Here is a 23,406-nt window from a genome sequence, read left to right on the forward strand (position 1 = left end):
GCCAAACCTTTTTCAATCTATCTTCCAGCAACTAAAGACTAAAAAATGATTAAAAAAATTATTCCATTTTCAGTTAAAGCGAAACTATTATTGAGGCGTTTTCAATCCAAACCTCTTCAAGCACTTTCATTTAAGCCTCCAAAACAGACTGAAAAGAGGGCTTATATCTTTCTCGCAGCGGATTATGGCAATTTAGGGGATGTGGCCATAACTTATGCTCAGCACAAATTCTTGCAAAATCTATATCCAGATTATTTGATAACAGAAATACCCATTAGTAAAACTATCGAAGGAATAGCGTTCGTGAAAAAAATTCTTTCATCGACTGATGTAGTCACCACGGTCGGTGGCGGCAATATGGGAGATCTCTACCCTATGATTGAGCATTTTAGGCAAATGGTGATATCAAATTTTAAAAGTAATCGGGTAATCTCTTTTCCCCAAACTATTGATTTTGGAGATACGCATATTGGAAGAAAGTCCTTAAAAAAAGCAATAAAGGTATATTCGAAACATCCAAACCTAATTTTGCTTGCTCGCGAACAAAAATCCTATGATTTTTTTAAGAAACATTTTACGACCAACACAATTATAAAAGTTCCTGATATAGTGCTTACTCTCGACAAAACTGCAGAAAATTCAAAGAGGGATGGCGCTATAATCTGCTTGAGGGACGATAAGGAAAAGAAACTGAATCCTGATCAGGAAAAGAAACTCTTATCTCTAGTAAAAGAAAAATTTGGAGGGTTTACTTCGAGAGACACACATATTGGTGGTGCCAATATTTCTCTCAATGGGCGAGTTAAGGCACTGGAAAAAATATGGAGCGATTTTAGACGGGCCGAAGTTGTGATAACGGACAGATTGCACGGAATGATCTTTTGCTACATTACCAATACACCTGCGTTGGTTTTCTTGAACAACAATCATAAAATAAAATCTTCTTATGCCTGGATTGATCACGCAAAGCATATACGTTTAATGGAAAATTTCTCAAAAGAGGATATTAACGAATCGTTGGAGTTTTTAAAAACCCAGAAAGTAACAATTAAAAAGGACCTATTACCGCAATATACTGAACTAAAAAAGATTATATCATCTAAAGACTAAGTATGACCCCTATTTTGTCAATAGTAATTCCAGTATACAATGTATCAGCATATGTTGAAAAATGTATAAGAAGTTGTTTTGATCAATCCGTTGGCTCTGAGGAATTCGAGGTAATCGTAGTTGATGATGGAGGAACGGACAACAGTCTGCAAATTTGTAAAGGGCTACTGAACGATTTTCCTTCTATGAAAATTATAAGCCAAAAAAACAAGGGATTAAGCGGTGCCAGAAATACTGGGTTAAACCATGCAAAAGGAAATTATGTGTGGTTTGTTGACTCAGATGATTGGATAAGTTCAAATTGCCTTAAAGATATTTTTCATAAGTTACGTTCGAACAGTTTGGATATACTCTGGTTGGGCCATGATGTCATTTATAACGATAAGGTCACTAGGCAATATATTCCAACTGCATTAGAAAAACCAATATACGGTGAGACCTTATTTATTGACTATCTCAACAATTTATTTTACATCTGGAAGTTTATTTATAAAAGGAGTTTTTTAGAGGAAAACCAGCTTTTCTTTTATGAGGGCATACTATACGAAGATTTAGAATTCACGCCAAGGGCCTTGTTAAAGGCAAAACACTGTGATACATTACCAAAGGCATATTATCATTATTTGATGCGGGAAGGAAGTATAATCAACTCTATTTCAACTAAAAATGTTGAAGATAGATTTTTGATTTTGAATGCCTTGCATGAATTGAAAAATGAAAAAAATGTTTCTAATAAATATAAAGAAACATTAGAAAAAACAATCATTCACTTTTTTGCAGGTTCGGTCAAAATGGCAGCCAGAGCTAAGTTACCACTTCCAAAAACAGCCTACAGTATTATAAAAAAAATCAAAAAGAAATATGGGAGTTCCAAAAATGGAAATAAGGATTTTAAATTAATGGCTATAAGTCTAAAGACATACCATAAAACATATAGTAGCATTTATAATTTATACAAAAAAGTTTCTTAACTGGTTAGTATGGGAAAATATATCAACAAGAAAAAAATCGATAACTCCACAATCCTAAGTTGGATGTTTCGCCAATATACAAAGTATCGATACAAAACTATACCCGATAAAGAATTTGTGGAAATGGCTTACAAAAGACAGTTCAATAAAAATTTGGACTGGCAGAACCCTGTATCCTATCAAGAAAAACTACAATGGCTCAAAATCAACCATAGGCTCGACCTACAAACACAATGTGCCGACAAGGTGGCTGTTAGGGACTATGTTAAAGAGAAAATAGGTGAACAGTATCTGATTCCCCAGCCAATGGTTTTTGATTCGGTAAAAGAATTGGTGCCAGATGAACTCCCCAATGTTCCATTCATCATTAAATGCAATCACAACAGTGCCGGTTATACCATTGTCAGGGATAAAACAAAAATCAATTGGAAAAATGAAAGAAAGAAGTTCGATAACCTCTTAAAGCAGAATTACTATTACCAGTCGAGGGAATGGCAATACAAAAATATCGCTCCAAAAATAATAATTGAAGAACTATTACTCGATGAGCAAAACAACATTCCTCTAGATTATAAGTTCTATTGCTACAATGGTGAACCAAAAAACATTCATGTAAGCATAAAAAGGGATGGCGTACATTATGTGATTTTTTACGATCTTGATTGGAACAAGATTCCCTTAAAATATTATGATTATCCAAATGACGGCGGTTTTGAAATTGAGAGACCAAGGAGATTGAAAGAAATGGAGGAGTTGGCTACCGTACTTAGTTCACATTATCCATTTGTCAGAGTGGATTTCTATCATAATAAGAATGAAATCTTCTTTGGTGAAATAACTTATCATCCGGGAAGCGGTTTATTACCATATTCCCCTAAAGAATATAATAAACTAATGGGTGACTGGATCAATTTAGAAAATCTATAAGCCTCAACCTATGATTAGAATACTACACATTACTGGAGCAATGCAGCGTGCAGGTGCCGAGACCTTGTTGATGAACCTCTATCGTAATTTAGACACAAATAATTTTCAATTTGATTTTTTGTATTTCACAGCCAGCAAATGTGACTACGATGACGAAATAAAGAAACTAGGAGGCAATATTTACCGTATTCCCAATAGAGGAAAGAATAGACTTTCCAGAATCTGGAAAAGATATGTAGACTATGCAAAGCTTATCAAAAGCTTACCTGACCATCAAGTCATCCATTCACACATTAATCTTAACGGTACTGTTTTCTTATTGATCGCTTATCTACAGAAAAAAAAGGTCCGGGTCTCCCACTCCCATATCTCCAAAGGAAAAAAAACGCTCAGAGCCAGGATTTATAGATTTATATGCAGAAGACTTATAAAGAAAAGCTGTAACGTTTATATGGCTTGTGGCGAAGCTGCGGGAGAATACTTATATCCATCAATTCCAAAAGAAAAAGTGGTCGTATTTCCCAATTCAATTGACATCAATTTTTTTCAGGGTCAAGAGAAATACTCCGAATTTTTAAGGAAAGAGCTTAACCTTAAAGAGAATACTAAGATAGTTACACAAATAGGTCGTTTTACTTTTCAAAAAAACTTTGAATTCACTATAAATTTTGTGTCAGAATTGGTCAAACGCCATCACGATATTCATTATGTGTTCTTAGGAACCGGCCCACTGGAAAATAAGCTTAAAAAAATGGTAAAGGACAGAGATTTAGAAAAAGTAATAACTTTTTATGGTATTAGTTCCGAAATCCCTAAGATTCTCCATAGTTCCGACATATTCTTTATGCCTTCAAATCTTGAAGGATTTCCAGTCGTGTTGGTAGAAGCGCAAGCCTGTGGCCTTCCCTGTATTATTTCGACCAACATTTCAAGTGAAGTTGACATGGGACTTGATTTAATCACTTTTCTTGATTTGAACGAAAACCTTAAGGTATGGGAACAAGCTTTATTGGATTCATTTAAGAAAAAGTCAACTGATTTTGAAAAAATAAAATCTCAAATGAGATTGAGAAATTTCGACGCTGCAGACAGTGTGAAAAAACTGCAGCATATTTATAGTGAAGGTATAAATTCGTAATACAGATGTCTAAAGATTTAGATTCGGCTTTGGTCTCAATAGGAGTACCTTTTTACAATTCGGAAAAATTCTTAGGATTCGCTATTACATCAGTAATCAACCAATCCTATTCCAATTGGGAACTCTTGTTGATGGATGACGGCAGTTCGGATAATTCGGTCAAGGTTGCGCAATCTTTTGAAAAACTGGACAATCGAATAAAAGTCTTCCATGACGGAACAAACAAAGGACTACCAGCACGTCTAAATGAACTTTCACAGCTTTCAAAAGGAGAATTCTATGTGCGTATGGACGCCGATGACATTATGCACCCTCAAAGAATATTTCGACAAATTGAATTCTTAAAAGCTCATTCTAAAGTGGATTTGGTAGGCACTGGACTTATATCCATTGATAATAACAACAATATACTAGGTATTCGGGGAAACAACCAAAAAGAGGAATATACGATCGGTGACATGATTGCTGGACACTGGAGCGTTCATCCTACAATAGCGGGAAGGACAAGTTGGTTTAAAAAAAACAATTATGACACTTCTTTGAAGAGAGCACAGGATTTTGATTTATGGATAAGAACAATAAACCAAAGTAATTTTGCAAAAATCTCATGTCCGTATTTATATTATCGAGAAGCAAGTACCTCATCATTAAAAAAGTATAGGGCCTCTACTAAATATGCAATCAAGATTTATTGGAAAAACAAAAAGGTAATAGGTACACTAAAATGTATTAAACTCACTTTAACGAAATTTTTAAAACTATTTGTCTATTTAATTGGTTCAATGTTCAATTCAACAGATAAAATTATAAAAAGAAGATATAACGAAATCTCTAAGGAATCGGTTAAAGAGCATCAAAATACCTTAGAGACGGCAATAGAATTAAAAATAAAGGCTGAGGGCCAGGAAAGTTAAACGTATGGATTATTTCTTCAGTAATTTTACGCAATCAAATTATACGTTGTTATTCAAGATTGTACTTGCTTCTTATATAATATTAGGTGCTCTCATTTTAAGGTCTAAACGTGAGAACTCCCAATCCTATTTAAGGCAGGATAGAAATCTGTTGTTGAGTTTTGTGTTTTTTATGATTTTCTTTGCCGGAACTAGAAATATCAGAATCGGTACTGACACAATCAACTATTACAACTTTTACTTTTTAAAAGGAATAAACATCCAAGACCCAGTTGCTTTTTTCGGATATTTTCAAACTGATCTTTTGTTTGAGGTACTCATGTTCATAACCTTCCCATTCAAGAGTTTCACTTTGTTTCTTTTGGTACTGGCGGTTGTTTTGAACATAGGTCTATACTTTTTCGTCAGAAGATTTTCAGACTACGGGAAGGATGGTAGCAGTTTAATTCTATTTTTAACTTTTGCAAGTGCCTTTTCTTTTTTACAATTAGAAGTGAACATCATAAGAAATGGTCTTTCAATAACTTTCATTCTACTAGCAATGGACTGTTTGTTAAAGGAAAAGCTAAAGCCAGCGATATTTTTGTTTGTGATAGCATACTTTTTTCATGGAACTTCTTTGATACCAATATCTGCAATACTGCTATCTAGATGGCTAAAGAATATAGAAATAAAATATTTTATCGTATTGTTCGTACTAGCTGTTGGTCTTTCATTTGTGGGATTCGGTTTTCATTCAATACCTTTTCTTCAAAATGTAAATAGCGAGGATTTTAAACGTTTGGTCTTTGCCGGTGAAACTACATATCGGATAGGCTTTAGGTTAGATTTTGTATTGTATAATGCTTTTTTTCTGTTTCTATTTGTCAAGTTTAGTAATTTAAAGAATGCCAAAGATTTGTTTCTTATCAAATATTTCGTCATCACATCGGTGATTTTCTTTTTTAATTTCAATATTCCTTTTTCTGATAGAATAGGTCTTTATAGTTGGGTTGCAATTCCACTTCTACTCTTCAACACCATTAAAAACTCCTACAAAGAAAAGAGTCTTTATTTGTCCAGTTTAGGTGCATTATTATATTTTGTGATAAACCATATAATACTATTTCCTTAAAAACATTTTAATAAAATTTAAAGTAACAAATAAATGAAAAATACGAAAGTTGTTCTATTTACTAGCAATGGCACTATTGGTAATGTTGTTTATGATTTTTTAAGCAAAAATTACGATGTTGTTAGTGTAGTTTTTGATTCTCCTGGCTCTAAGAGTTTTATGGTGAAAAGAAGAATAAAGAAAATGGGGTTCTTTAAAGTTTTTAGACAACTTATATTTATGAGAGGTCTTGTCCCCTTGTTGGAAAAAGAAGGTCGAAAAAGAAAGGAAGAGATACTATCATCCTTCAATACCGAATCACTCAAAAGTGAAGTCAATATATTTAAGCCCTCCTCTATAAACGATCCAAAAGTCGTTGAACATGTAAATAGTATAAATCCCGATGTTATTATGGTATGTGGGACTCGTATCATAAAGAAACAAATTATAGAAGGTTTAAAGGCTCCATTGTTGAATATGCACGTAGGAATCACCCCTAAATATAGAGGCGTCCATGGTGGATATTGGGCGCTTGTTAACAAAGATTTGGAAAACTGTGGTGTTACAGTCCATTATATAGATCCAGGAATAGATACTGGAGGTGTCATAAGTCAAAAAAGGATTACCCCCACTAAAAAAGATAATTATATCACCTATCCTTACTTGCAAGTTATCAAAGGGTTAGAGTGTATTAAGGAAGCGATTGGGCAAATAGAAAACGGAGGTCTAACTACCATTAAAAATGGATTGCCAAGCAAATTGTATTACCATCCTACAATAAACACCTACCTTTATCATCGCTTTTTTAAAGGCGTTAAATAGATTAAGATATGGAAAATCCAAGTGGGACTTTTGTAATATCACTAGATTTTGAATTGCATTGGGGGATTTTTGATGTTAAATCCGTTGATGACTATAAACTGAATTTGGAAAATACAAGAAAAGCCATACGTGGCATTCTAGAGTTAAGCGATAAATACAAAATACGTCTTACATTTTCCACTGTAGGTTTTTTGTTTGCAGAAAACAAAGATGAGCTCACACACTTTGCACCAAAGGTCAAACCTAGATACACCAACCAAAATTTAAACCCATATCCTTTGATATCGTCAATAGGCAAGGATGAAATAGACGCTCCGTACCATTTTGCAAAAAAAGAAATAGAACAAATTGCCAAAAACCCGAATCATGAGATAGGCACACACACTTTTTCACATTATTACTGTTGTGCAGAAGGACAAACTTTAGAGCAATTCGACAATGATATAAATGCTGCTGTGAAAATTGCTGAGGCCATGGGAATATCAATAAATAGTATTGTGTTTCCAAGAAACCAGGTAAAAGATGACTATTTGAGAACGTGTTTCAAAAACGGAATAACGTCTTATCGAGGCACGGAAGAAGCAGGAGTGTATCAACCTCGTAAGTCCATGCCCCGTATAATGGAAAAAGGATTAAGGCTTATGGATAGTTATGTCAATGTTTTTGGGTACCATACTTATCCTTTAGGGACATTACAACTTTCTCGCTCAAAAAATGGTGAATGCCTTAATATTCCTTCATCGAGGTTTTTAAGACCTTATTCCAAAACATTAAAAATTCTTGAAAAGCTCAAAATCTTAAGAATCAAAAAAGCAATGACACACGCTGCCAAACATGGTCATTTGTATCACCTATGGTGGCATCCGCACAATTTTGGAGCCAATATGAAAGAAAACCTAGGAAATTTAGAAATGATTTTCAAACATTTTCAAAAATTGGAAAAAGACTATTCTTTTACAAGTAATACGATGACCTCATTAAAAGAACAATTCGATTAGCTAATATATTAAACCGTGAACTTAAATAAGCTCTTTGAAAATTCTCCGCTAGTTATAAAAAAAATGATGCTCAATACTAAAGCATTGAGTAATTACAATAGGAGATACAATAAAGATTTCAAAAAATACTTCAAAAATTTCAAGTGTACTTGGACACTATCTTTAGAGGAAATCAAAGAGTATCAAAAAAAACAGTTGATAGATTTATTATTAGAATGCTTTACTTTTTCTGAATGGTATAAAGAGATATTTCATCATCTTAAAATAAATGAGGACGACATTAAAAATAATCCATATGAAGTACTTAAAAAACTTCCAATACTTCAAAAAACTGTAAGAAAATCTGAGGTAGAATCAATAATCAATAAAAATCCTGAAAGACAAACAGCAGCAGTCGGTTATACAAGTGGTACATCTGGTTCTCCTACTAAAAATTATATGGACAAGGAGTCCATTAATATAAGTTTTGCTTTATGGAAACGCTTTCACCATGTCATAGGATTCAATAGCATACATCCTAAAACTGTCCGTTTTTCTGGTAACATTGTAATTCCTGTCAAAACGAAAAAACCCCCATTTTGGTTATATAATATCTTCGAGAAACAACTTTATATGTCTACTTATCATCTTACCGATGAAAATATTCCTAAGTACATAGAAAAGCTAAACAACTTTAAGCCTAAACTATTGGACGGATATCCTTCTGCCATGTTTACATTGGCGAATTATATAAATCAAAAAAAAATAGACTTAAAGTTTTCACCAATAGCGATAGCAACTACCTCAGAAACACTATACGATGAGCAAAGAATCGCTATAGAAAAAGCATTCAATTGCCGTGTGTACAATCAATATGCTTCAAGCGAAGGAAGTCCATTCATCACTGAATGTATAAATGGCAACCTACATCTTAATCTAGATTCAGGTGTTTTTGAACTATTGGACGAAAACTATAATCCAGCTCTCCCTGGTAGTGTTGCCAAACTTGTTGTTACAAGCTTCCGTAATATGAAGACTCCACTTATACGATACGATATTAAGGATTCCGTTTTAATTCCCAAGTTTCCAAAATCTTGTAATTGTGGTTGCCAAATGCCAATGGTGGAAAAAATAGTTGGACGTGAAGATGATTTGTTGATAGCTAATAACGACTCCTACATTGGAATGTCTGCATACAAGGTTTTTAAGTATGCCAAACATCTTAAAAATGGTCAGATAGTTCAAAAAAGTAAATATTTATTTGTAATCAATATTGAAATTACGGATGACTTTAATGAATCCGACAAAGAATTTTTAGAAGAAAAAGTCAAATCGTCTTTTGGGGAAAATAGCAAGGTAGAAATTGTAGTTCTTGACAAAATACCATTAGGAGCCAATGGGAAATTTAAGGCCGTAATACGGGATTTTTAAATAAAAAACCCATAGAAAAATTCTACAGGTTTTTATATAATCAACTTTTTAATACGATCAATCTGGATCTGTATTGTTACTTATATTGATGTTAGTGGAATTGTTTACAGTAATATCTGTATTTAAAATATTATTTGTAATTGATATATTGCTTGAGTTTTCTATGAAGTTAGCCTTTTGATCAACAGAAATCAACTCACAGTTTGTAAAAGTTAGGGGGTCATTTGAACGTGCTTCAATGCTTCTTAAATTAATTGGTCTATAATCTACATTTATAGTTTCATTCGTAACGCTAACATTTGTTAAAGTGGCTCCTCGAGAAAAATAAGCTATACTGAAGTCAACATCTGAAGTAAACTCATTTCCATAGAACTCCCCCCCATCTATGTTTTCAAATCCAAGTGCATTTTTATTATTGATAAATTTATTGTCAAAGACCTTAAAATCTTTTCCACCAAGAATCATTGCATTGCCGTAACCTTCGATTGTGTTACCCGAAATTGTATAATTATAAGTGAATTCACCGTCCCACTCACTAATGTTGGATTGTAGATTCAAAGCATAGTTAAAAGGTTTACCATCCTCATCGATTCTAGCCTTCATTGTATTATTTCGAATAATAATATCATTGGCTGCTATATTACCGATTCTACTGTCAAAAAAGTTTTCTTCAATAGTAATATTGGAGCAAGTAAATAAAACAACGTCTCCCGCATGATTGTTTTTAAAAGTATTCCCTCTTAAAGTAACATTTTCAATTCGATTATATTCCAAAAGCTCTCCACTTTCCGTACGCTCTCTATACGCTTCGAAACTTACTCCATACCTAGGAGAGGTACCTCCTGTTCCAAAAGTACTACCATCCTCAACAGGTCCAAGACCAGTATCGAGAATTTGGCAGTTCTCTATAAGAATTCCATCACCGTCCAAAATACTCATACCATTTCGCCTAGCAGCCTCTATCGTGCAATTTCTCATGGTTACGTTTTTCGAAATAACAGATTCCCCAGGAGTACCATCTGCATTTCTTATTGAACTGCCATGTACACCAAAACCATCGCCTATGGGATTGGCCAGATAAACATTTTCTATTAAAACATTTGTGCCACCCTGAACCTTAATGATATGACCCCATGCATGGCTATTTCTGGGTCTTCCCTCAGTATCATTTACAGGAGAATAGTCATGTTCCCATCTATCACCGTACAAATTGCCTCCAGTAATTTTAATATTATTCCCTTCGAACACAGACATTAAATTGTAGGCAGGAGCACCGTTAGGTTGAACCCTAATGTGCGTATTACCGCTCATTTTTAAGTGAAAGTCAGAACTGGGAAGTAAAATCGACTCTTGCGCTTGAAACTTAGGATTGGCCAAATAAATCTGTACGTCAACATAAAAATCGATTTCGCCTATTTCAAATATCTTTCCACCAAGTTCATGAACCAAGTCGATAGCTTTTCTTAAGTTTAATTTATTGGACAACGCTTTCTGATCAGTAGTTTTCCCATCTACAATGCCCCATCTTTCAGGGTAAAAGCTAAATGTCTCTTCCTTCAATTCAACAGTACCATCAATACTAAGGTTGTGATTCAACAACTTCCCATCAATAACTCCGCCGTTAAAGTTAAGGGTACCGTTGACTATTTCTCCACCATTAAAATCCAAAGATACGTTTGAAGCTAAATTAACAGTTTCACCATTTAAATCCATTAAACAATCAATTGATGTGGTCGAATTGGCTTCTAAGCTAGAAAGCGTAAAATCACAAGGCGTCTCACTTATCTTGCCAAGAGGACTTATTTCTGGGTCAGTGGCAGGACTTTCATCTTCTGAATCAGTATCATCTACTTCTTCTTCCTTAGTATTCTCAGCAATAAATTCATTGAAAATTTCCTCATCCGAACATGATAAAAAAGTTAGAGAGAAAAATATTATAACTGGAAGAAAAATGGTAAATGACTTCATGTTTAATAGTTTGGGGTTAGAAAAAAGAAGTTTCATACTATGAAATAACGGGTAAAATTTAAATTAACGTTTAAAAGCGCTTTTTTTTCGATAAAATGCACATTTCAATTACGATTAAACGAATTTTTTGGATGTTCTATAACATAACTTTAACATATACGGGGTTTCCCATTTTTGATTGCACCAGTTATTTTTTTATAAAACAAATTAGATATATTTGCCAGACCATTCCGCTAATAACCCATTTCATTTTCATTTAATGAGTAAAGAAAAAATAATTAGGATAACTACAGTTCCTAGATCTTTAGGCGGCTTATTAAGAGGTCAACTGAAGTATATGACCCGCTCTTTTGAGATTGTTGGAATCTCATCTTCCGACGATGGACGTTTAGATAAGGTAGCTAGTGATGAAAATATAAGGGTAATACCTGTTGAGATGACCCGAAAAATCACTCCAATCAAGGACATCAAAGCAGTAATTCGATTATACCAAATTTTAAAAAAAGAAAAGCCTTTAATCGTACATAGTCATACTCCAAAAGCTGGCACTGTTGGTATGCTTGCCGCAAAAATTGCCGGTGTTCCCCACAGATTGCATACAATAGCAGGGCTTCCTTTAGTGGAGGCAACAGGTGTCAAAAGATGGTTATTAAATTTTGTCGAAAAAATAACCTACAATTGTGCAACCATGATTTATCCAAACTCTTTCGGTTTAGAGGAAATCATCCTTAATCACAACTTCGCTAAAGCAAAAAAATTGAAAGTGATAGCCAATGGAAGCTCTAATGGCATAGATATGAACCATTTTGACCCAGCTGTTTTTACTGTTGAAGAAAAAGAAAACCTAAAACAGAGCATTAATATAAAGCCTGAGGATTTCGTTTTTATTTATGTGGGGCGTTTTGTTGCGGACAAGGGAATAAATGAATTGGTCGCTGCTTTTGCCGAAATCAATAAATCTTATCCCAATACTAAACTGTTACTGGTAGGTAATTATGAAAAAGAACTGGATCCCATACTACAAGAATCCGAGGACCTAATTGCTAATCATACCAGTATTATAGCCGTGGGGTGGAGAACTGATGTAAGACCATACTTTGCAATTGCCGATGCCCTGTTATTCCCCAGTTATAGGGAGGGTTTCCCTAATGTAGTCATGCAAGCTGGCGCAATGGGATTATATAGTGCCGTCACCAACATAAATGGTTGTAATGAAATCATTATTGAGGGTGAAAATGGGACTATTTTTCCTCCAAAAAATGTACACGCCCTGATTGCCGTTATTAAAAATATTTTAGAAAAGGGAAAAACAAGTGGCTGTGATTCGGAAAGAATAAGGGGGATGATAGCTAATAGATATGATCAGAAAATGATTTGGAAGAAAATCGAAGAAGAATACATGACAATAATTTCAAAAAATACTTCTGAAGCTTAATTTTTCTGCGATTGGTTCAAGAGCTAAAAGTTACCTACGGTATGTTTTGTATGAACAATAGTTTTCAATTGACACTGAAATAATCTTAATGCCAAACTTATTTTAACAGATCATCAAAAAAAACCAACTTTAAACGCAAATAGAACATTGTTCTAGGTTTTTGGGCTAATTTTACTTTATTGCTTTTCGAGCGCCCGTAAGTTTTTAAGAAAAGAAAGCAACCAATACCACAAACAAGCATTAAGAGTTTGAAGATTATGAATAATATTAAAACCAGTTTTGAAGTTTCTTAAAAGTTTTATAACTGTTAGTTTAAGTAGTCCCGTAAGAAATCCCCTCAATTTGTTTTAAATTTAATTATTGACTGAAAAATTGCACTCACAAATTGTATACAAAGTTATTGATTGAATGGAAAGTTCGGTAATTATAGGGGCTGGGACCCAAGGACAAATATATGCTTCGTACATTAAAGAAGCAGGTATAAACTTAATCGGCTTCATAGACGACAATCCTGAACTGGAAGGTAAGAATGTACTAGGCTTACCCATTTTAGGAAAATATGCAGATCTTCTTCATAAAAATTATAAAAACAAAATTCAAAACGTTTATTGTCCAATAGGAGATAATAAGGTACGTTCAGAATATTTGTCAACATTAAAGAAAGAAGGTTATGGCATTCCCAGTTTTATACACCATACAGTATCTATCGCGCCAGATGTAACTTTAGGAGAAGCCAATTATATGCTAGCAGGAAATATTGTTATGCCTCATACGAAAATTGGGAATTACCTTATGGTGAACCAAGGAAGTACCATAGCGCACCATGTTGATATAGGGGATGGAGTATTCATATCATCTGGGGTAAATGTGGGTGCTAGTTTGGTCGTTGAAGATTTTGCCTATATTGGAATGGGTGTTACAGTAATGACCGGTATTAAAAGAGTGGGAAGGGACTGTTTGCTGGGCGCCGGTGCAGTTGTAATAAGGGATGTTCCTGACTTTGCAACCGTTGTAGGTAATCCAGGAAGAATCATCAAAACAAAAGATAAAACGTAAAATAATGGATTCTATCAAGAAAGAAAATGTTTACGATATGGGCTTTATTGGCTCTGGAATATCGACAGCATTCACCCTACTCCGATTTATCGAAAAATTGGAAGATGTAAAAATCGATAAACCTATCAAAATAGCCGTAATTGAAAAGTCCAAAGATTTTTACATGGGATTACCCTATGGCTTAAGGTCTGGGTTCTCCTCTTTACTTATTACCTCTTTGGAAGATTTTTTACCGCAGCCCGAACTTGAAATATTCATAGCCTGGTTGTCAAAAAACAAATCATGGTTGCTTGAAGAGTTCAAAAAAGATGGTGGTACATTATCCAAAGAATGGCTGAAAAACCATAAAGAAGAAATTGATAATAATCAATGGAAGCGACTGTTCATTCCAAGGCGATTTTTTGGTGAATATATAAAAGGAAAAGTGCTTGCTCAGATTGAAAAAGGTGAGTCAATGAAAATTATAAAAGTAGACCATATTTCAATGTCTGTTGTAAATGTGGTCGAAAATGAAGATAGTTATCAGGTCATTTCTGATGAAAAACGGGTTCGTTGTAAAAAGGTAATCTTAGCAATAGGCTCTCCCCCACCAAGGAAAATCTGGGCGACCGATTTCAGCAAGTCTGATGAAAGTAAGGAGCTGGGTCTTTTTAGCAATCCATATGCCAAAGGAATCAACAGTACATTGGATGAAATTGACACTTTCTTGTCCAAAAGAAAAACGCTCAGAACCAATGTTTTAATAATAGGGGCAAATGCCAGTGCCTTGGAAATGTTATATAAGATAAATGACAATCCTGGGCGTGCTGGGCGCATAGATAAATTTTACTTTATGTCTACCCTTGGTATGGTACCCGATTCCGTAGTTGATGAAGCAAAAAAGGAAAAGTTTAGTCCCTATAATTTATTTTCACTTCAAAACTCAAAAAATCTTACTGCCGAACAAATAGTGAAAGCCGCCTTTGCCGACCTCGATGTAGCAGAAGATATGGACTTGGGAGCAGCTACTACAGTAAAGCCTATTTCTGAAGCCTTTGCCAAATTATTAGGTTCGCTTGACAATAATGAATTGGAAAACTTTGCCTGCTTTGCTGGAAATGAAATTGGTAGAAGGCAACGCTGTGCCGGCCAACATTATTCAAATACGGTATCCAATTTAAAAAAAGAAGGAAGGTTCGAGCATATTGCCGGGCGTTTTATTGATTTGGTAAAACAGGTAGATGGTACTTTTAAATTTAGATATTTAAAAACAGATACGAGAAAAGAAGAATTACACGATGATAGTATAAATATTGTCATTAATTGTATTGGAAGTGAGTTGCTGGATAACGAAAACATATCGACCCTTTATAAAAACTTGATGAATTCAGGTTTATGTACACCCAATAAGTCTTATCGTGGTTTTTATGTGAATAATGAATTCGAAGCTGTACCCAACTTTCATATACTGGGACCTTTACTTGCTGGTAATCTAATAGATGGCAAAGCCGTTTGGCATGTAGAACACTGTGGTAGGATAGTATGGTTGTCCAATCTGTTGTCCAAAAAGCTAAGTGATCACTTTTTGAAGCCAATGTTAAAAAATAAAAATCCCTGATAATAGTATTTGCACTTTACTGTATTAATGGGTTTAGCAAAACTAGGGTTGTAAATTGTATCGAAAAAAATGATGTATCGTAAGTTTTTCAAAAGAGTATTGGATCTACTGGTAGCACTTGTAGGATTGATTTTTTTATCTCCTATTTTTATAACCGTTGTTATTATGCTTATTGTCACTAATAATGGAAAACCATTTTTCTTTCAGAAAAGACCGGGGAAAAACGGAAAGATATTCAGCATCGTCAAATTCAAAACCATGAACGATAAGACCGACGAGCAAGGAAAACTACTATCTTTTGAACATAGAGTAACCAAAATCGGACTTTTTATAAGAAAGTATTCTTTGGATGAGATTCCACAACTGCTAAATGTACTGGCTGGCCATATGAGCATAGTTGGTCCAAGACCGCTCTTGGTGCAATATCTACCTCTGTATTCCGATTTTCAAAGGCAAAGACATAATGTAAGACCAGGGATTACGGGGTGGGCACAGGTAAATGGTCGCAACGCACTTTCCTGGGGGCAAAAATTTGAATATGACGTTTGGTATGTTAAAAACCTGTCTTTTGTATTGGACACGAAAATCTTATTGTTAACAGTAAAGAAGGTATTCTTAAAAGAAGGTGTCAATAGCAGCAGTAATGTGAATATGGAACCTTTCATGGGAAATACATAACACTTGATTATTTTCCGTATTCTGTTTCACACCTTTCACCTTTTGAATCTTCTTTCATATTTTCTTCTTCCTGTTCATGGGCTTGAGCAACACTCTTTGAGTTCAATTTGTCAATTGCATTATTTATAACCAATTTTCTTTTACCAGATAATAACAATGGTATTTCATTTACGTACTCTACCTTTATTTTGGCATCATTCCCAAAGTATTCTTTATACTGGTCAATTAGTTTTGCTTCATTATTATAGTCAAAACGATTCAGTAATTTTAATTTGATAATATACGTCGAGGCTCCTTCTTGAACAAATTGGAATTGATCAATTTGATCATATTGAAGGATTTGATGTATTATATGGGGTGAAACATATTCTCCTTTAGTATTTGTGAACATGTCCATTTTTCTCCCTTCGATTTGTGCAAAAACCATAGGTTTATCTGGGTCTTCATCGTCATAACCTAAACTGCCTACATCCCCTGTATCATAACGAATCAATGGCATGGCGCTATTGAACAAATCCGTGACCACTATTCTTCCTGTTTCACCAAACGGCAGGGGAATATCTTCATTCATTGCTAAAATCTCTACGTGATAACTTGCCCAATTAATCATATAATCCCTATTGTCTGCCTCATTCTGGTTCTGTTGTGCAATGATTCCATTTTCACTGTTGGAATATCTTGATACAGGTGTCACCTTAAAATGCCGTTTGATCGCGTCTCTCGTATAATCGTTTAAGCTTTCCGCCATTGATATGACTGTCTTGACTTTGCAATCTTTGATTTTTTTGCCGGTATTATCCAAATGTTTGCAAATTGATTGTAGTCCGGATGAATATCCCAATATTCCTTTAACGGACAAATCGTTCTCCATCTGGTCCACTACATTTGATAAATACGCTTCGTTGAAATCGTCTACAGAATGCATTACCACATTTTGAATCCAGGAAAGCATAGTGCTTTTTCGATATTGTTTGTCCCACAACCTAAAGTAGTACAATCGCGATCCGATTTCAAAACCTGCTTTTTTTCCATAGAATATAGTATCAGCTGTACTTCTATTTCGCTTATTTTGATCATGGTATACCTTGAAGGGATTTCCGGTTGACCCACTTGTTACAACCTCATGCTGCTTTTTTTTGATAAAAGCCTGACTCCTAAATAAATCATAGTTATCCCTCACCAATGCTTTATCGATGATAGGGAAATCAGAAAGAGAAACCGGAAGCTTCAATCCTTGGTAAAATGGTACAGTCTTAATTGTATGGTCGAGTAAGTTCTGTAAGCTTTTCTTTTTTCGTCGTCGTGCATTTTCAGAAGCAAAATTTTCATGAACGAACCTGATGTCCATGTAATGCTTTCTAATTCCCCCTCCATTAAGAAAATCAACAGTCCAAAACAAATACTTACGTGCAAATTCAAATATTCCCATTGTAAAACAAACAATTAATCATTCTAAAAAGACCTTGAAGGGGATTTAATCGGTCAAACTCTTATAGTAAAATGAACGTACCTACTTCAATCATCAACTTGAAGCTGTACATGGATGACTTTATACTTCATATCAATACTATCCACAGTATAAGTACTTCTAACTGTTTCTCTAGGCATTTTTAGATAGAGGGCGAAATTTTGATTGTCCACAGTTGCATATATCAAAGGGTCATCCTCCAGACTGTTATACCTCAAAACTTTGTACTTACTTATATCTTTCGGTTTTAAGTCGTTAAAAGACATTGAAAATAACGAAACATTCCTAAGAATATATTGACTATTATTAAGTACTCGAATCTCAGTATTGTTAATATCGTGAATGTTTTTACCCGACGTACAAACTGTTGATAAAATAATAATGAATATATAACTTAAATATTTCATAATCATATTTTAACCTAGTTTTTGTTAACAGTTTTTAAAAAATTTCTGCATCATAACCATGAAAGTTATTTGCAGACCTATTTAAAATAAAACACCACAACAAAATCAAGAATACGTATTTTATATTATGAATTTCTGCAATTTTACTTTAAACTTAGTCAATTTAGCATGAATCAAAACAAAAACCCGCTAACTGCCAAAAAACTCTGCTAAAGAAACATTTTAATGGTTTTTAATCTCAAAAACTATTCTACCCAACTGTCACTTCTTATCTTTGCAATTCAATTTCAGATGTTGACAACATAACAGAATACTAATAGGTATACTATCTCATTTAGAAAAATAATATGTTTTATAAAAAGTTATAGCATTAATAGATGGTAATAACCAAACTAGACAACTTCCAATCGATTTTTCTAGCTTTTTTAAGAATAAGCATATTAGTTTTTTTTCTTTTTCACAATACTGTCATGAATTCACAACTTCAAATAAAAGGAGTTGTAATGGGTATTGAAAATCAAGAAAAAGAAATTTTACTTTCCAATGTCAATGTTTTTTGGCTCGGGAGCACCATTGGCACAGTTACCAATGAACAGGGTCAGTTTTCCATACCTTATCAGACAGAGTTCAAAAAACTAGTTGTTCAGTATATAGGATACCGAACGGATACTATATATGCCAACCGACCAAATTTGGGTATTATTAGATTAAGAAATAATACAGAATTAGAAGAAGTAGTAGTACGCAAAAAAGTAAACCCCCTCCAGAAGTCCCTCTTCGATGTCCAGAATGTAGTTACTGTAAATAGCAGGGAAATGTTAAAAGCAGCATGTTGTAACTTATCTGAAAGTTTTGAAACCAACCCCTCCGTTGATGTTAACATTTCAGATGCGATCACTGGCGCCAAGCAAATCCAAATGTTGGGCCTTAATAGTCCTTACCTCCTGTTTACCCAAGAAAATATGCCTTCTATACGAGGTGCCTCACAAATTTACGGGCTATCTTTTGTTCCAGGTTCTTGGATAGAAAGTATTCAAATAACCAAAGGTGCTGGCAATGTCCTCAATGGTTTTGAAAGTATTTCGGGCCAAATAAACACCGAGCTGGTAAAACCATTCACTGATAAAAGATTTTTCCTTAATCTGTATGCCAATAATTTTGAGAGATATGAATTTAACACAAGATACAACCATATAATATCTGAAAAATGGGCTACTGGACTTTATCTTCATGGTAATTTAAGGAATGGAGAAATCGATAGAAATACTGATTCTTTTTTAGATACTCCCTTAGCCAACCAAGTTAATGTTATGAATAGATGGCAATATCTTGATACAGAAAAAGGTTGGGTCGGATTTCTTAACTTACAGTTTTTGGATGACGAAAAACAAACTGGACAAGTACTGTTCAATCCAAGTACAGATAGGTTTACAAGTAATGCATGGGGAAGTGAAGTAAATACGCAACGCTTGGATGTTTCGGGAAAAGTTGGTTATGTTTTCCCCGAATTACCTTATCAGAGTATTGGCTTTCAAGCGGCTTATAGCGACCACAAGCAAGATTCATATTATGGATTGAATGAATATGATATCTTACATCGCTCTTTTTATTCCAATGCTATCTTCAATAGTATCTTAGGTAGTACACAGCATAAGTTTAAAACCGGTGTCAGTTTTACTTATGATGTTTTTGACGAGAATGTAAATGGTGGAGACTTACAACGAACCGACAATTCCTTGGGCACTTTTTTTGAATATACTTATGACAGTTTGGAAAAACTAAGTCTCGTGGCTGGATTACGTTTAGACCATGGTAACAGACTTTCAACTTTTATTACGCCAAGATTGCACATGCGATATTCGTTATGGGACAAAGCTAGTTTAAGAGGTTCCGTAGGAAAAGGTAAGCGGGCTGCAAATATCTTTTCCGAAAATCAACAACTTTTTGCTTCGGCAAGACAAATAAACATAATCGACAATGGTGGTTCTATTTATGGATTGAATCCTGAAGTAGCTTGGAATTTTGGTGCTGGTTTTGTGCAAAAATTATATGTATGGAATCGTACTATGGAGCTCTCTTTGGACTTTTACAGAACCAGTTTCCAGAATCAGGTTATTATTGATTGGGAAAATCCTAGAGAGATTTCCTTTTACAATTTAATAGGCAAAAGTTATGCAAATAGCTTCCAATTTGATTTCAATTATGAAATAGTTCAAAATCTTGATTTAAGGGCAACTTACAAAAACTATGATGTAATGATAGATTATCTATCTGAAAGACTACAAAAACCGCTACAACCAGAACATAGGGTTTTTCTAAACTTAAATTACGAGACCCTAAAAAAAAGTGAAGGTGCCCAATGGCGTATAGATTTTACATTCAATTGGCTTGGAAAACAAAGGATACCAAGTACAGAACTTAATCCAATTGAATTTAGATTTAGCGATTTCTCCCCTTCTTTCAGCATTTTAAATTTTCAGGTTACTAGAGTGTTTTCAAATCAATTCGAAGTATATTTAGGTGGGGAAAACATAACCAATTATACTCAAAATATTCCAATTTTAGGAAGCGATGACCCATTTGGCTCATTTTTTGACAGTACATTGTCATTTGCTCCTGTTTTAGAGGCCACTTATTATTTAGGCTTACGTTATAAAATTAATACTGATTAAGAAATGAAAAATTCATTACTATTTGTTTTACTGATTTCGTTTTCAATACAATTGAGTGCACAGAAAAAGAACAAAAAGGTAGATTTTGAGGTAAAGGGCAACTGCGGAATGTGCAAAGAACGTATAGAAGAAACCGCAATTAAATTAAAAGGAGTAAAATATGCCTCCTGGGACATTCCTTCAAAGAAACTTACATTAATCATAAACGAAAATAAATGCACTCCCTTGGATGTAAAGCGGGCTATAGCCAATGTAGGCCATGACACGGACAAGGCTACGGCAAAAGCCGAGGTGTATGATAAACTGCCTCCCTGCTGTAAGTATAGAGATCCAAATTCTTTACTTATGGATCACGGGGGCAAACATTAGAACATCTAATTAACGTTATGGTTAGTTACCTACTGATACATAACCAATAGTTAGTTATATCAACTCCTTATTGAGAATCAGTTACTAAGAAAGTACTGATTAAAGCTTGACTACCCGCTTGGCAAGTAATATATCTCCTTGACCATCGACTACCCTTATGACATAAAAACCAGCGGAAAGTCCATAAAGCTTATTTATTTCAAGCTTATCCGTATTCTGAAAAGTTTCCTGTTTTATAAGCATACCCATCATATTAAACACCTCAATGGCACAGTCTGTTTTTTTATCTAACCTGATAGTGATCTTGTCCACGAATGGATTTGGGGTAGCTGTAAGCAGTACTGGCTTTCCTTCGCCCTCGCTTTCTTCCCAAACGATTGGTTTTAAATCAGCAATAAAATCATAAGGCTTTTTTCTGTTTGAAGCCAATAGTCCAGATTTACTGCTAAGCCCATTGGTAACATCTATGGATGCATTGAATGTAGCCCCTGGGACTACCTCAAAACCAGGGGTAAAGTTTATCTCGGTTACCGATTCCATAGAGCAATTAGTACCAGAGGGGACGATAAAATTGTTTCCAGCTTCAATAACAAATTGATAATAAAAGACCTCTTCTGCCCTGTAAGTGTTACTAACAATATAATTGTCCAGCTGGGCCAACCCATTTTCTCCATAAAAAACTCCCAGCGTTCTAGAATCTGTAATGTCATTAGGGTTTACAACAGGTAAAGTCTGCCCATCAAAAACATATGTGCCGTCATAGCGCAACATATCGGTCATAATAAATGATGAGGATTGATGTATTTCTTCCCAATCCTGCCAAACTTTATCCACAAAAGAATGATGAAAGTAGAAAACAGGATCTCTGGGGGAAACTGCCGTAGGCATTGCTCCGCCTACCCAAACATGTGCTCCCCTATGAACTGGTCTTCGTTCCAATTCGTTTGAAAACAAAAGAAAATCAGTAAAATTCATTAGGTTAGAAACATCGGTTGGCGTTGGCAATGGACCATTTCCGCCCAGATTTCTTCTTAACGTCCAATTACTGTTGAAACTCCCCAAAAAGCTTTCATCCCATAGAGGACCAGTAGTGGATTGATCGACGGATGAATCCCAGAAGGCAAGGCTAATCTTAGGGTTAATATCCTGAACAGCCTGTTCCATTTCAAACATTTGCCTTCGGTGCCAAGCAAGAAATATATCACGTTCGGCTTCATCAGGCAGATTAAAATGTAAGTCGAGTCGAGTGGGGTCAGCTGTATTGTCAAAATTAAAAAAGTCCATATGAAAATCGGCCAAATCATTAAAAAGGTCCGGCCCTTCCCTAAGTTCATAAAAGGCATTTACCAACTCAGATTTTTCATAATCGGTCATCTCTTGGAAATCTTTCCTGATGCTCTGTGACCTAATCACACTAAAAACACTAAACAAAAATATAACTAAGTAGTATTTCTTCATAAGTATAGATTATCTACTGGGAATAAAACTTTATTGGTTGCTTTTAATTCACTTTTCTTGTTGCATGATTCTCTCGAAAAGAATCATTAATCTCTTGTTCTGCTCCTCTAATCTTTCGATTTTCTTTTCTTGATCTATTGTATAGAGCGTAAGTTCTTCAATTTTCTGAAGCAATTTCGCATCCATTTTACCTAAATCTATTCCCTCTTCTTCAACTTCTTCCGCACTGGGCATATCAATTAGGTATCCATTTTTTATAATATGTTGCTCAACACTCCTAAGACTTGGAAGCTCATAACCACTTTCAAAAACAAAGTCAGGCCAATCAACCTGTAAGTCCACTTTTACCCCTTCTGCAATCATACCTCCAGCAACCGCCAATCTGAATCCTTGAGTATTGGTGGTTCCAATACCTATATTTTGACTGGCAAATAAATCCCTTGCTTGCCAATCTATAGTTGCAAGGTTGGAGTTCTCAGAAGTATAATCTACCACACCTCCACCAGAAAGAGTATTTATGTTCTCAGTATTGCTCACAACCGAAGTGTTTCCGATAGCATCACGCGCAAACACCGTGAAGGCATATCCGGTACTGGGCGCAAGGCCCGTAACGTTCAGAGCGGTCGCTCCTCCCGTACTGCCGATACTGATGCCATCTTGGAAAACCTCATAATCCGTAACACCCACATTGTCCCCTGGATCGCTCCATGAAAGGTCCGTTGCCGTGGAAGTGGTGTTGGAGGACGTAAGGTCGGTCACCGCATTGGGTGCCTGTGTGTCCGAAGCAGCTAGGGTGTTCACATTTTCCGCATTGCTCACTGCCGAAGTGTTTCCCACCGCATCACGGGCGAAGACCGTGAAGGCGTATGCCGTACTTGGCGAAAGACCGGTCACGTTGAGCGTGGTCGCACCTCC

20 protein-coding genes are annotated in these 23,406 nt (G+C 35.0%); 15 read left to right on the forward strand and 5 right to left on the reverse strand.

Annotation, left to right across the window (positions count from 1 at the left end; all coding sequences use genetic code 11):
* The first annotated feature begins 45 nt into the window (after positions 1-45).
* The 9 genes from KIM67_RS07230 (at position 46) to KIM67_RS07270 (ending at position 9,383) form a co-directional block, all read left to right on the forward strand.
* A complete protein-coding gene (locus tag KIM67_RS07230) occupies positions 46-1,110 on the forward strand; it encodes a polysaccharide pyruvyl transferase family protein (RefSeq protein ID WP_213830672.1) in 1,065 nt (354 codons plus the stop codon).
* A 2-nt stretch (positions 1,111-1,112) separates the two neighbouring features.
* Complete coding sequence (locus KIM67_RS07235; protein WP_213830673.1) at positions 1,113-2,081, forward strand: glycosyltransferase; 969 nt, start codon at positions 1,113-1,115, stop codon at positions 2,079-2,081.
* A 9-nt stretch (positions 2,082-2,090) separates the two neighbouring features.
* On the forward strand, positions 2,091-3,008 hold the full coding sequence (locus tag KIM67_RS07240; protein ID WP_213830674.1) for an ATP-grasp fold amidoligase family protein: 918 nt from the start codon (positions 2,091-2,093) through the stop codon (positions 3,006-3,008).
* Between the two features lie 10 nt (positions 3,009-3,018).
* On the forward strand, positions 3,019-4,146 hold the full coding sequence (locus tag KIM67_RS07245) for a glycosyltransferase (RefSeq protein WP_213830675.1): 1,128 nt from the start codon (positions 3,019-3,021) through the stop codon (positions 4,144-4,146).
* A 5-nt stretch (positions 4,147-4,151) separates the two neighbouring features.
* Positions 4,152-5,060, forward strand: coding sequence for a glycosyltransferase family A protein (locus KIM67_RS07250; protein WP_213830676.1), 909 nt, complete (start codon positions 4,152-4,154; stop codon positions 5,058-5,060).
* A 4-nt stretch (positions 5,061-5,064) separates the two neighbouring features.
* Positions 5,065-6,174: an EpsG family protein gene (locus tag KIM67_RS07255; protein ID WP_213830677.1), complete on the forward strand. Its 1,110-nt coding sequence runs from the start codon at positions 5,065-5,067 to the stop codon at positions 6,172-6,174.
* 33 nt (positions 6,175-6,207) lie between these two features.
* Positions 6,208-6,975, forward strand: coding sequence for a formyl transferase (locus KIM67_RS07260; RefSeq protein WP_213830678.1), 768 nt, complete (start codon positions 6,208-6,210; stop codon positions 6,973-6,975).
* A gap of 8 nt (positions 6,976-6,983) precedes the next feature.
* Complete coding sequence (locus tag KIM67_RS07265) at positions 6,984-7,973, forward strand: polysaccharide deacetylase family protein (protein WP_213830679.1); 990 nt, start codon at positions 6,984-6,986, stop codon at positions 7,971-7,973.
* 63 nt (positions 7,974-8,036) lie between these two features.
* Positions 8,037-9,383: a phenylacetate--CoA ligase family protein gene (locus tag KIM67_RS07270; protein ID WP_213830680.1), complete on the forward strand. Its 1,347-nt coding sequence runs from the start codon at positions 8,037-8,039 to the stop codon at positions 9,381-9,383.
* 57 nt (positions 9,384-9,440) lie between these two features.
* On the opposite strand, the gene KIM67_RS07275 is transcribed toward KIM67_RS07270, so the two are convergent.
* Positions 9,441-11,351 carry a right-handed parallel beta-helix repeat-containing protein gene (locus KIM67_RS07275; protein WP_213830681.1) on the reverse strand — a complete coding sequence of 637 codons (1,911 nt, stop codon included), beginning with the start codon at positions 11,349-11,351 and terminating at the stop codon, positions 9,441-9,443.
* A gap of 259 nt (positions 11,352-11,610) precedes the next feature.
* On the opposite strand from KIM67_RS07275, the gene KIM67_RS07280 reads away from it, so the two are divergent.
* The 4 genes from KIM67_RS07280 to KIM67_RS07295 all read left to right on the forward strand — a co-directional run bounded on the left by KIM67_RS07280 (position 11,611) and on the right by KIM67_RS07295 (position 16,117).
* On the forward strand, positions 11,611-12,786 hold the full coding sequence (locus KIM67_RS07280) for a glycosyltransferase family 4 protein (protein ID WP_213830682.1): 1,176 nt from the start codon (positions 11,611-11,613) through the stop codon (positions 12,784-12,786).
* Between the two features lie 408 nt (positions 12,787-13,194).
* Positions 13,195-13,842, forward strand: a complete 648-nt coding sequence (locus KIM67_RS07285) for a NeuD/PglB/VioB family sugar acetyltransferase (protein ID WP_213830683.1) — start codon at positions 13,195-13,197, stop codon at positions 13,840-13,842.
* 4 nt (positions 13,843-13,846) lie between these two features.
* Entirely contained in the window at positions 13,847-15,439 is a 1,593-nt protein-coding gene (locus KIM67_RS07290) for an FAD/NAD(P)-binding protein (protein WP_213830684.1), read from the forward strand.
* Between the two features lie 72 nt (positions 15,440-15,511).
* The gene (locus KIM67_RS07295; protein ID WP_213830696.1) at positions 15,512-16,117 is read left to right on the forward strand and encodes a sugar transferase; all 606 of its coding nucleotides are present in this window, start codon (positions 15,512-15,514) and stop codon (positions 16,115-16,117) included.
* A gap of 7 nt (positions 16,118-16,124) precedes the next feature.
* On the opposite strand, the gene KIM67_RS07300 is transcribed toward KIM67_RS07295, so the two are convergent.
* Both KIM67_RS07300 and KIM67_RS07305 read right to left on the reverse strand, forming a co-directional pair.
* Complete coding sequence (locus KIM67_RS07300; RefSeq protein ID WP_213830685.1) at positions 16,125-17,546, reverse strand: CoF synthetase; 1,422 nt, start codon at positions 17,544-17,546, stop codon at positions 16,125-16,127.
* A gap of 86 nt (positions 17,547-17,632) precedes the next feature.
* Positions 17,633-17,803 (reverse strand): hypothetical protein, encoded by a 171-nt coding sequence (locus tag KIM67_RS07305; protein WP_213830686.1) that lies wholly within the window; start codon positions 17,801-17,803, stop codon positions 17,633-17,635.
* A 659-nt stretch (positions 17,804-18,462) separates the two neighbouring features.
* On the opposite strand from KIM67_RS07305, the gene KIM67_RS07310 reads away from it, so the two are divergent.
* Both KIM67_RS07310 and KIM67_RS07315 read left to right on the forward strand, forming a co-directional pair.
* Entirely contained in the window at positions 18,463-20,664 is a 2,202-nt protein-coding gene (locus KIM67_RS07310) for a TonB-dependent receptor (RefSeq protein WP_213830687.1), read from the forward strand.
* Positions 20,665-20,667: 3 nt separating this feature from the next.
* Positions 20,668-21,033, forward strand: a complete 366-nt coding sequence (locus tag KIM67_RS07315; RefSeq protein ID WP_213830688.1) for a heavy-metal-associated domain-containing protein — start codon at positions 20,668-20,670, stop codon at positions 21,031-21,033.
* Positions 21,034-21,132: 99 nt separating this feature from the next.
* On the opposite strand, the gene KIM67_RS07320 is transcribed toward KIM67_RS07315, so the two are convergent.
* Complete coding sequence (locus tag KIM67_RS07320) at positions 21,133-22,491, reverse strand: tyrosinase family protein (RefSeq protein ID WP_213830689.1); 1,359 nt, start codon at positions 22,489-22,491, stop codon at positions 21,133-21,135.
* A gap of 48 nt (positions 22,492-22,539) precedes the next feature.
* Positions 22,540-23,406: fibronectin type III domain-containing protein (locus tag KIM67_RS07325; RefSeq protein ID WP_213830690.1), on the reverse strand; the 867-nt coding region annotated here is incomplete at its 5' end.

The organism is Flagellimonas sp. 389 (assembly GCF_018449435.1).
Classification (GTDB): domain Bacteria; phylum Bacteroidota; class Bacteroidia; order Flavobacteriales; family Flavobacteriaceae; genus Flagellimonas.

Excerpts from the sequence above, each read along its gene's own strand:
- KIM67_RS07245 (WP_213830675.1), top strand. The coding sequence starts at position 3,019 with ATGATTAGAATACTACACATTACTGGAGCAATGCAGCGTGCAGGTGCC.
- KIM67_RS07230 (WP_213830672.1), top strand. The coding sequence starts at position 46 with ATGATTAAAAAAATTATTCCATTTTCAGTTAAAGCGAAACTATTATTG.
- KIM67_RS07320 (WP_213830689.1), bottom strand. The coding sequence starts at position 22,491 with ATGAAGAAATACTACTTAGTTATATTTTTGTTTAGTGTTTTTAGTGTG.
- KIM67_RS07315 (WP_213830688.1), top strand. The coding sequence starts at position 20,668 with ATGAAAAATTCATTACTATTTGTTTTACTGATTTCGTTTTCAATACAA.
- KIM67_RS07235 (WP_213830673.1), top strand. The coding sequence starts at position 1,113 with ATGACCCCTATTTTGTCAATAGTAATTCCAGTATACAATGTATCAGCA.
- KIM67_RS07270 (WP_213830680.1), top strand. The coding sequence starts at position 8,037 with ATGATGCTCAATACTAAAGCATTGAGTAATTACAATAGGAGATACAAT.
- KIM67_RS07260 (WP_213830678.1), top strand. The coding sequence starts at position 6,208 with ATGAAAAATACGAAAGTTGTTCTATTTACTAGCAATGGCACTATTGGT.
- KIM67_RS07265 (WP_213830679.1), top strand. The coding sequence starts at position 6,984 with ATGGAAAATCCAAGTGGGACTTTTGTAATATCACTAGATTTTGAATTG.
- KIM67_RS07295 (WP_213830696.1), top strand. The coding sequence starts at position 15,512 with ATGTATCGTAAGTTTTTCAAAAGAGTATTGGATCTACTGGTAGCACTT.
- KIM67_RS07285 (WP_213830683.1), top strand. The coding sequence starts at position 13,195 with ATGGAAAGTTCGGTAATTATAGGGGCTGGGACCCAAGGACAAATATAT.
- KIM67_RS07240 (WP_213830674.1), top strand. The coding sequence starts at position 2,091 with ATGGGAAAATATATCAACAAGAAAAAAATCGATAACTCCACAATCCTA.
- KIM67_RS07310 (WP_213830687.1), top strand. The coding sequence starts at position 18,463 with ATGAATTCACAACTTCAAATAAAAGGAGTTGTAATGGGTATTGAAAAT.
- KIM67_RS07300 (WP_213830685.1), bottom strand. The coding sequence starts at position 17,546 with ATGGGAATATTTGAATTTGCACGTAAGTATTTGTTTTGGACTGTTGAT.
- KIM67_RS07250 (WP_213830676.1), top strand. The coding sequence starts at position 4,152 with ATGTCTAAAGATTTAGATTCGGCTTTGGTCTCAATAGGAGTACCTTTT.
- KIM67_RS07280 (WP_213830682.1), top strand. The coding sequence starts at position 11,611 with ATGAGTAAAGAAAAAATAATTAGGATAACTACAGTTCCTAGATCTTTA.
- KIM67_RS07290 (WP_213830684.1), top strand. The coding sequence starts at position 13,847 with ATGGATTCTATCAAGAAAGAAAATGTTTACGATATGGGCTTTATTGGC.
- KIM67_RS07255 (WP_213830677.1), top strand. The coding sequence starts at position 5,065 with ATGGATTATTTCTTCAGTAATTTTACGCAATCAAATTATACGTTGTTA.
- KIM67_RS07275 (WP_213830681.1), bottom strand. The coding sequence starts at position 11,351 with ATGAAGTCATTTACCATTTTTCTTCCAGTTATAATATTTTTCTCTCTA.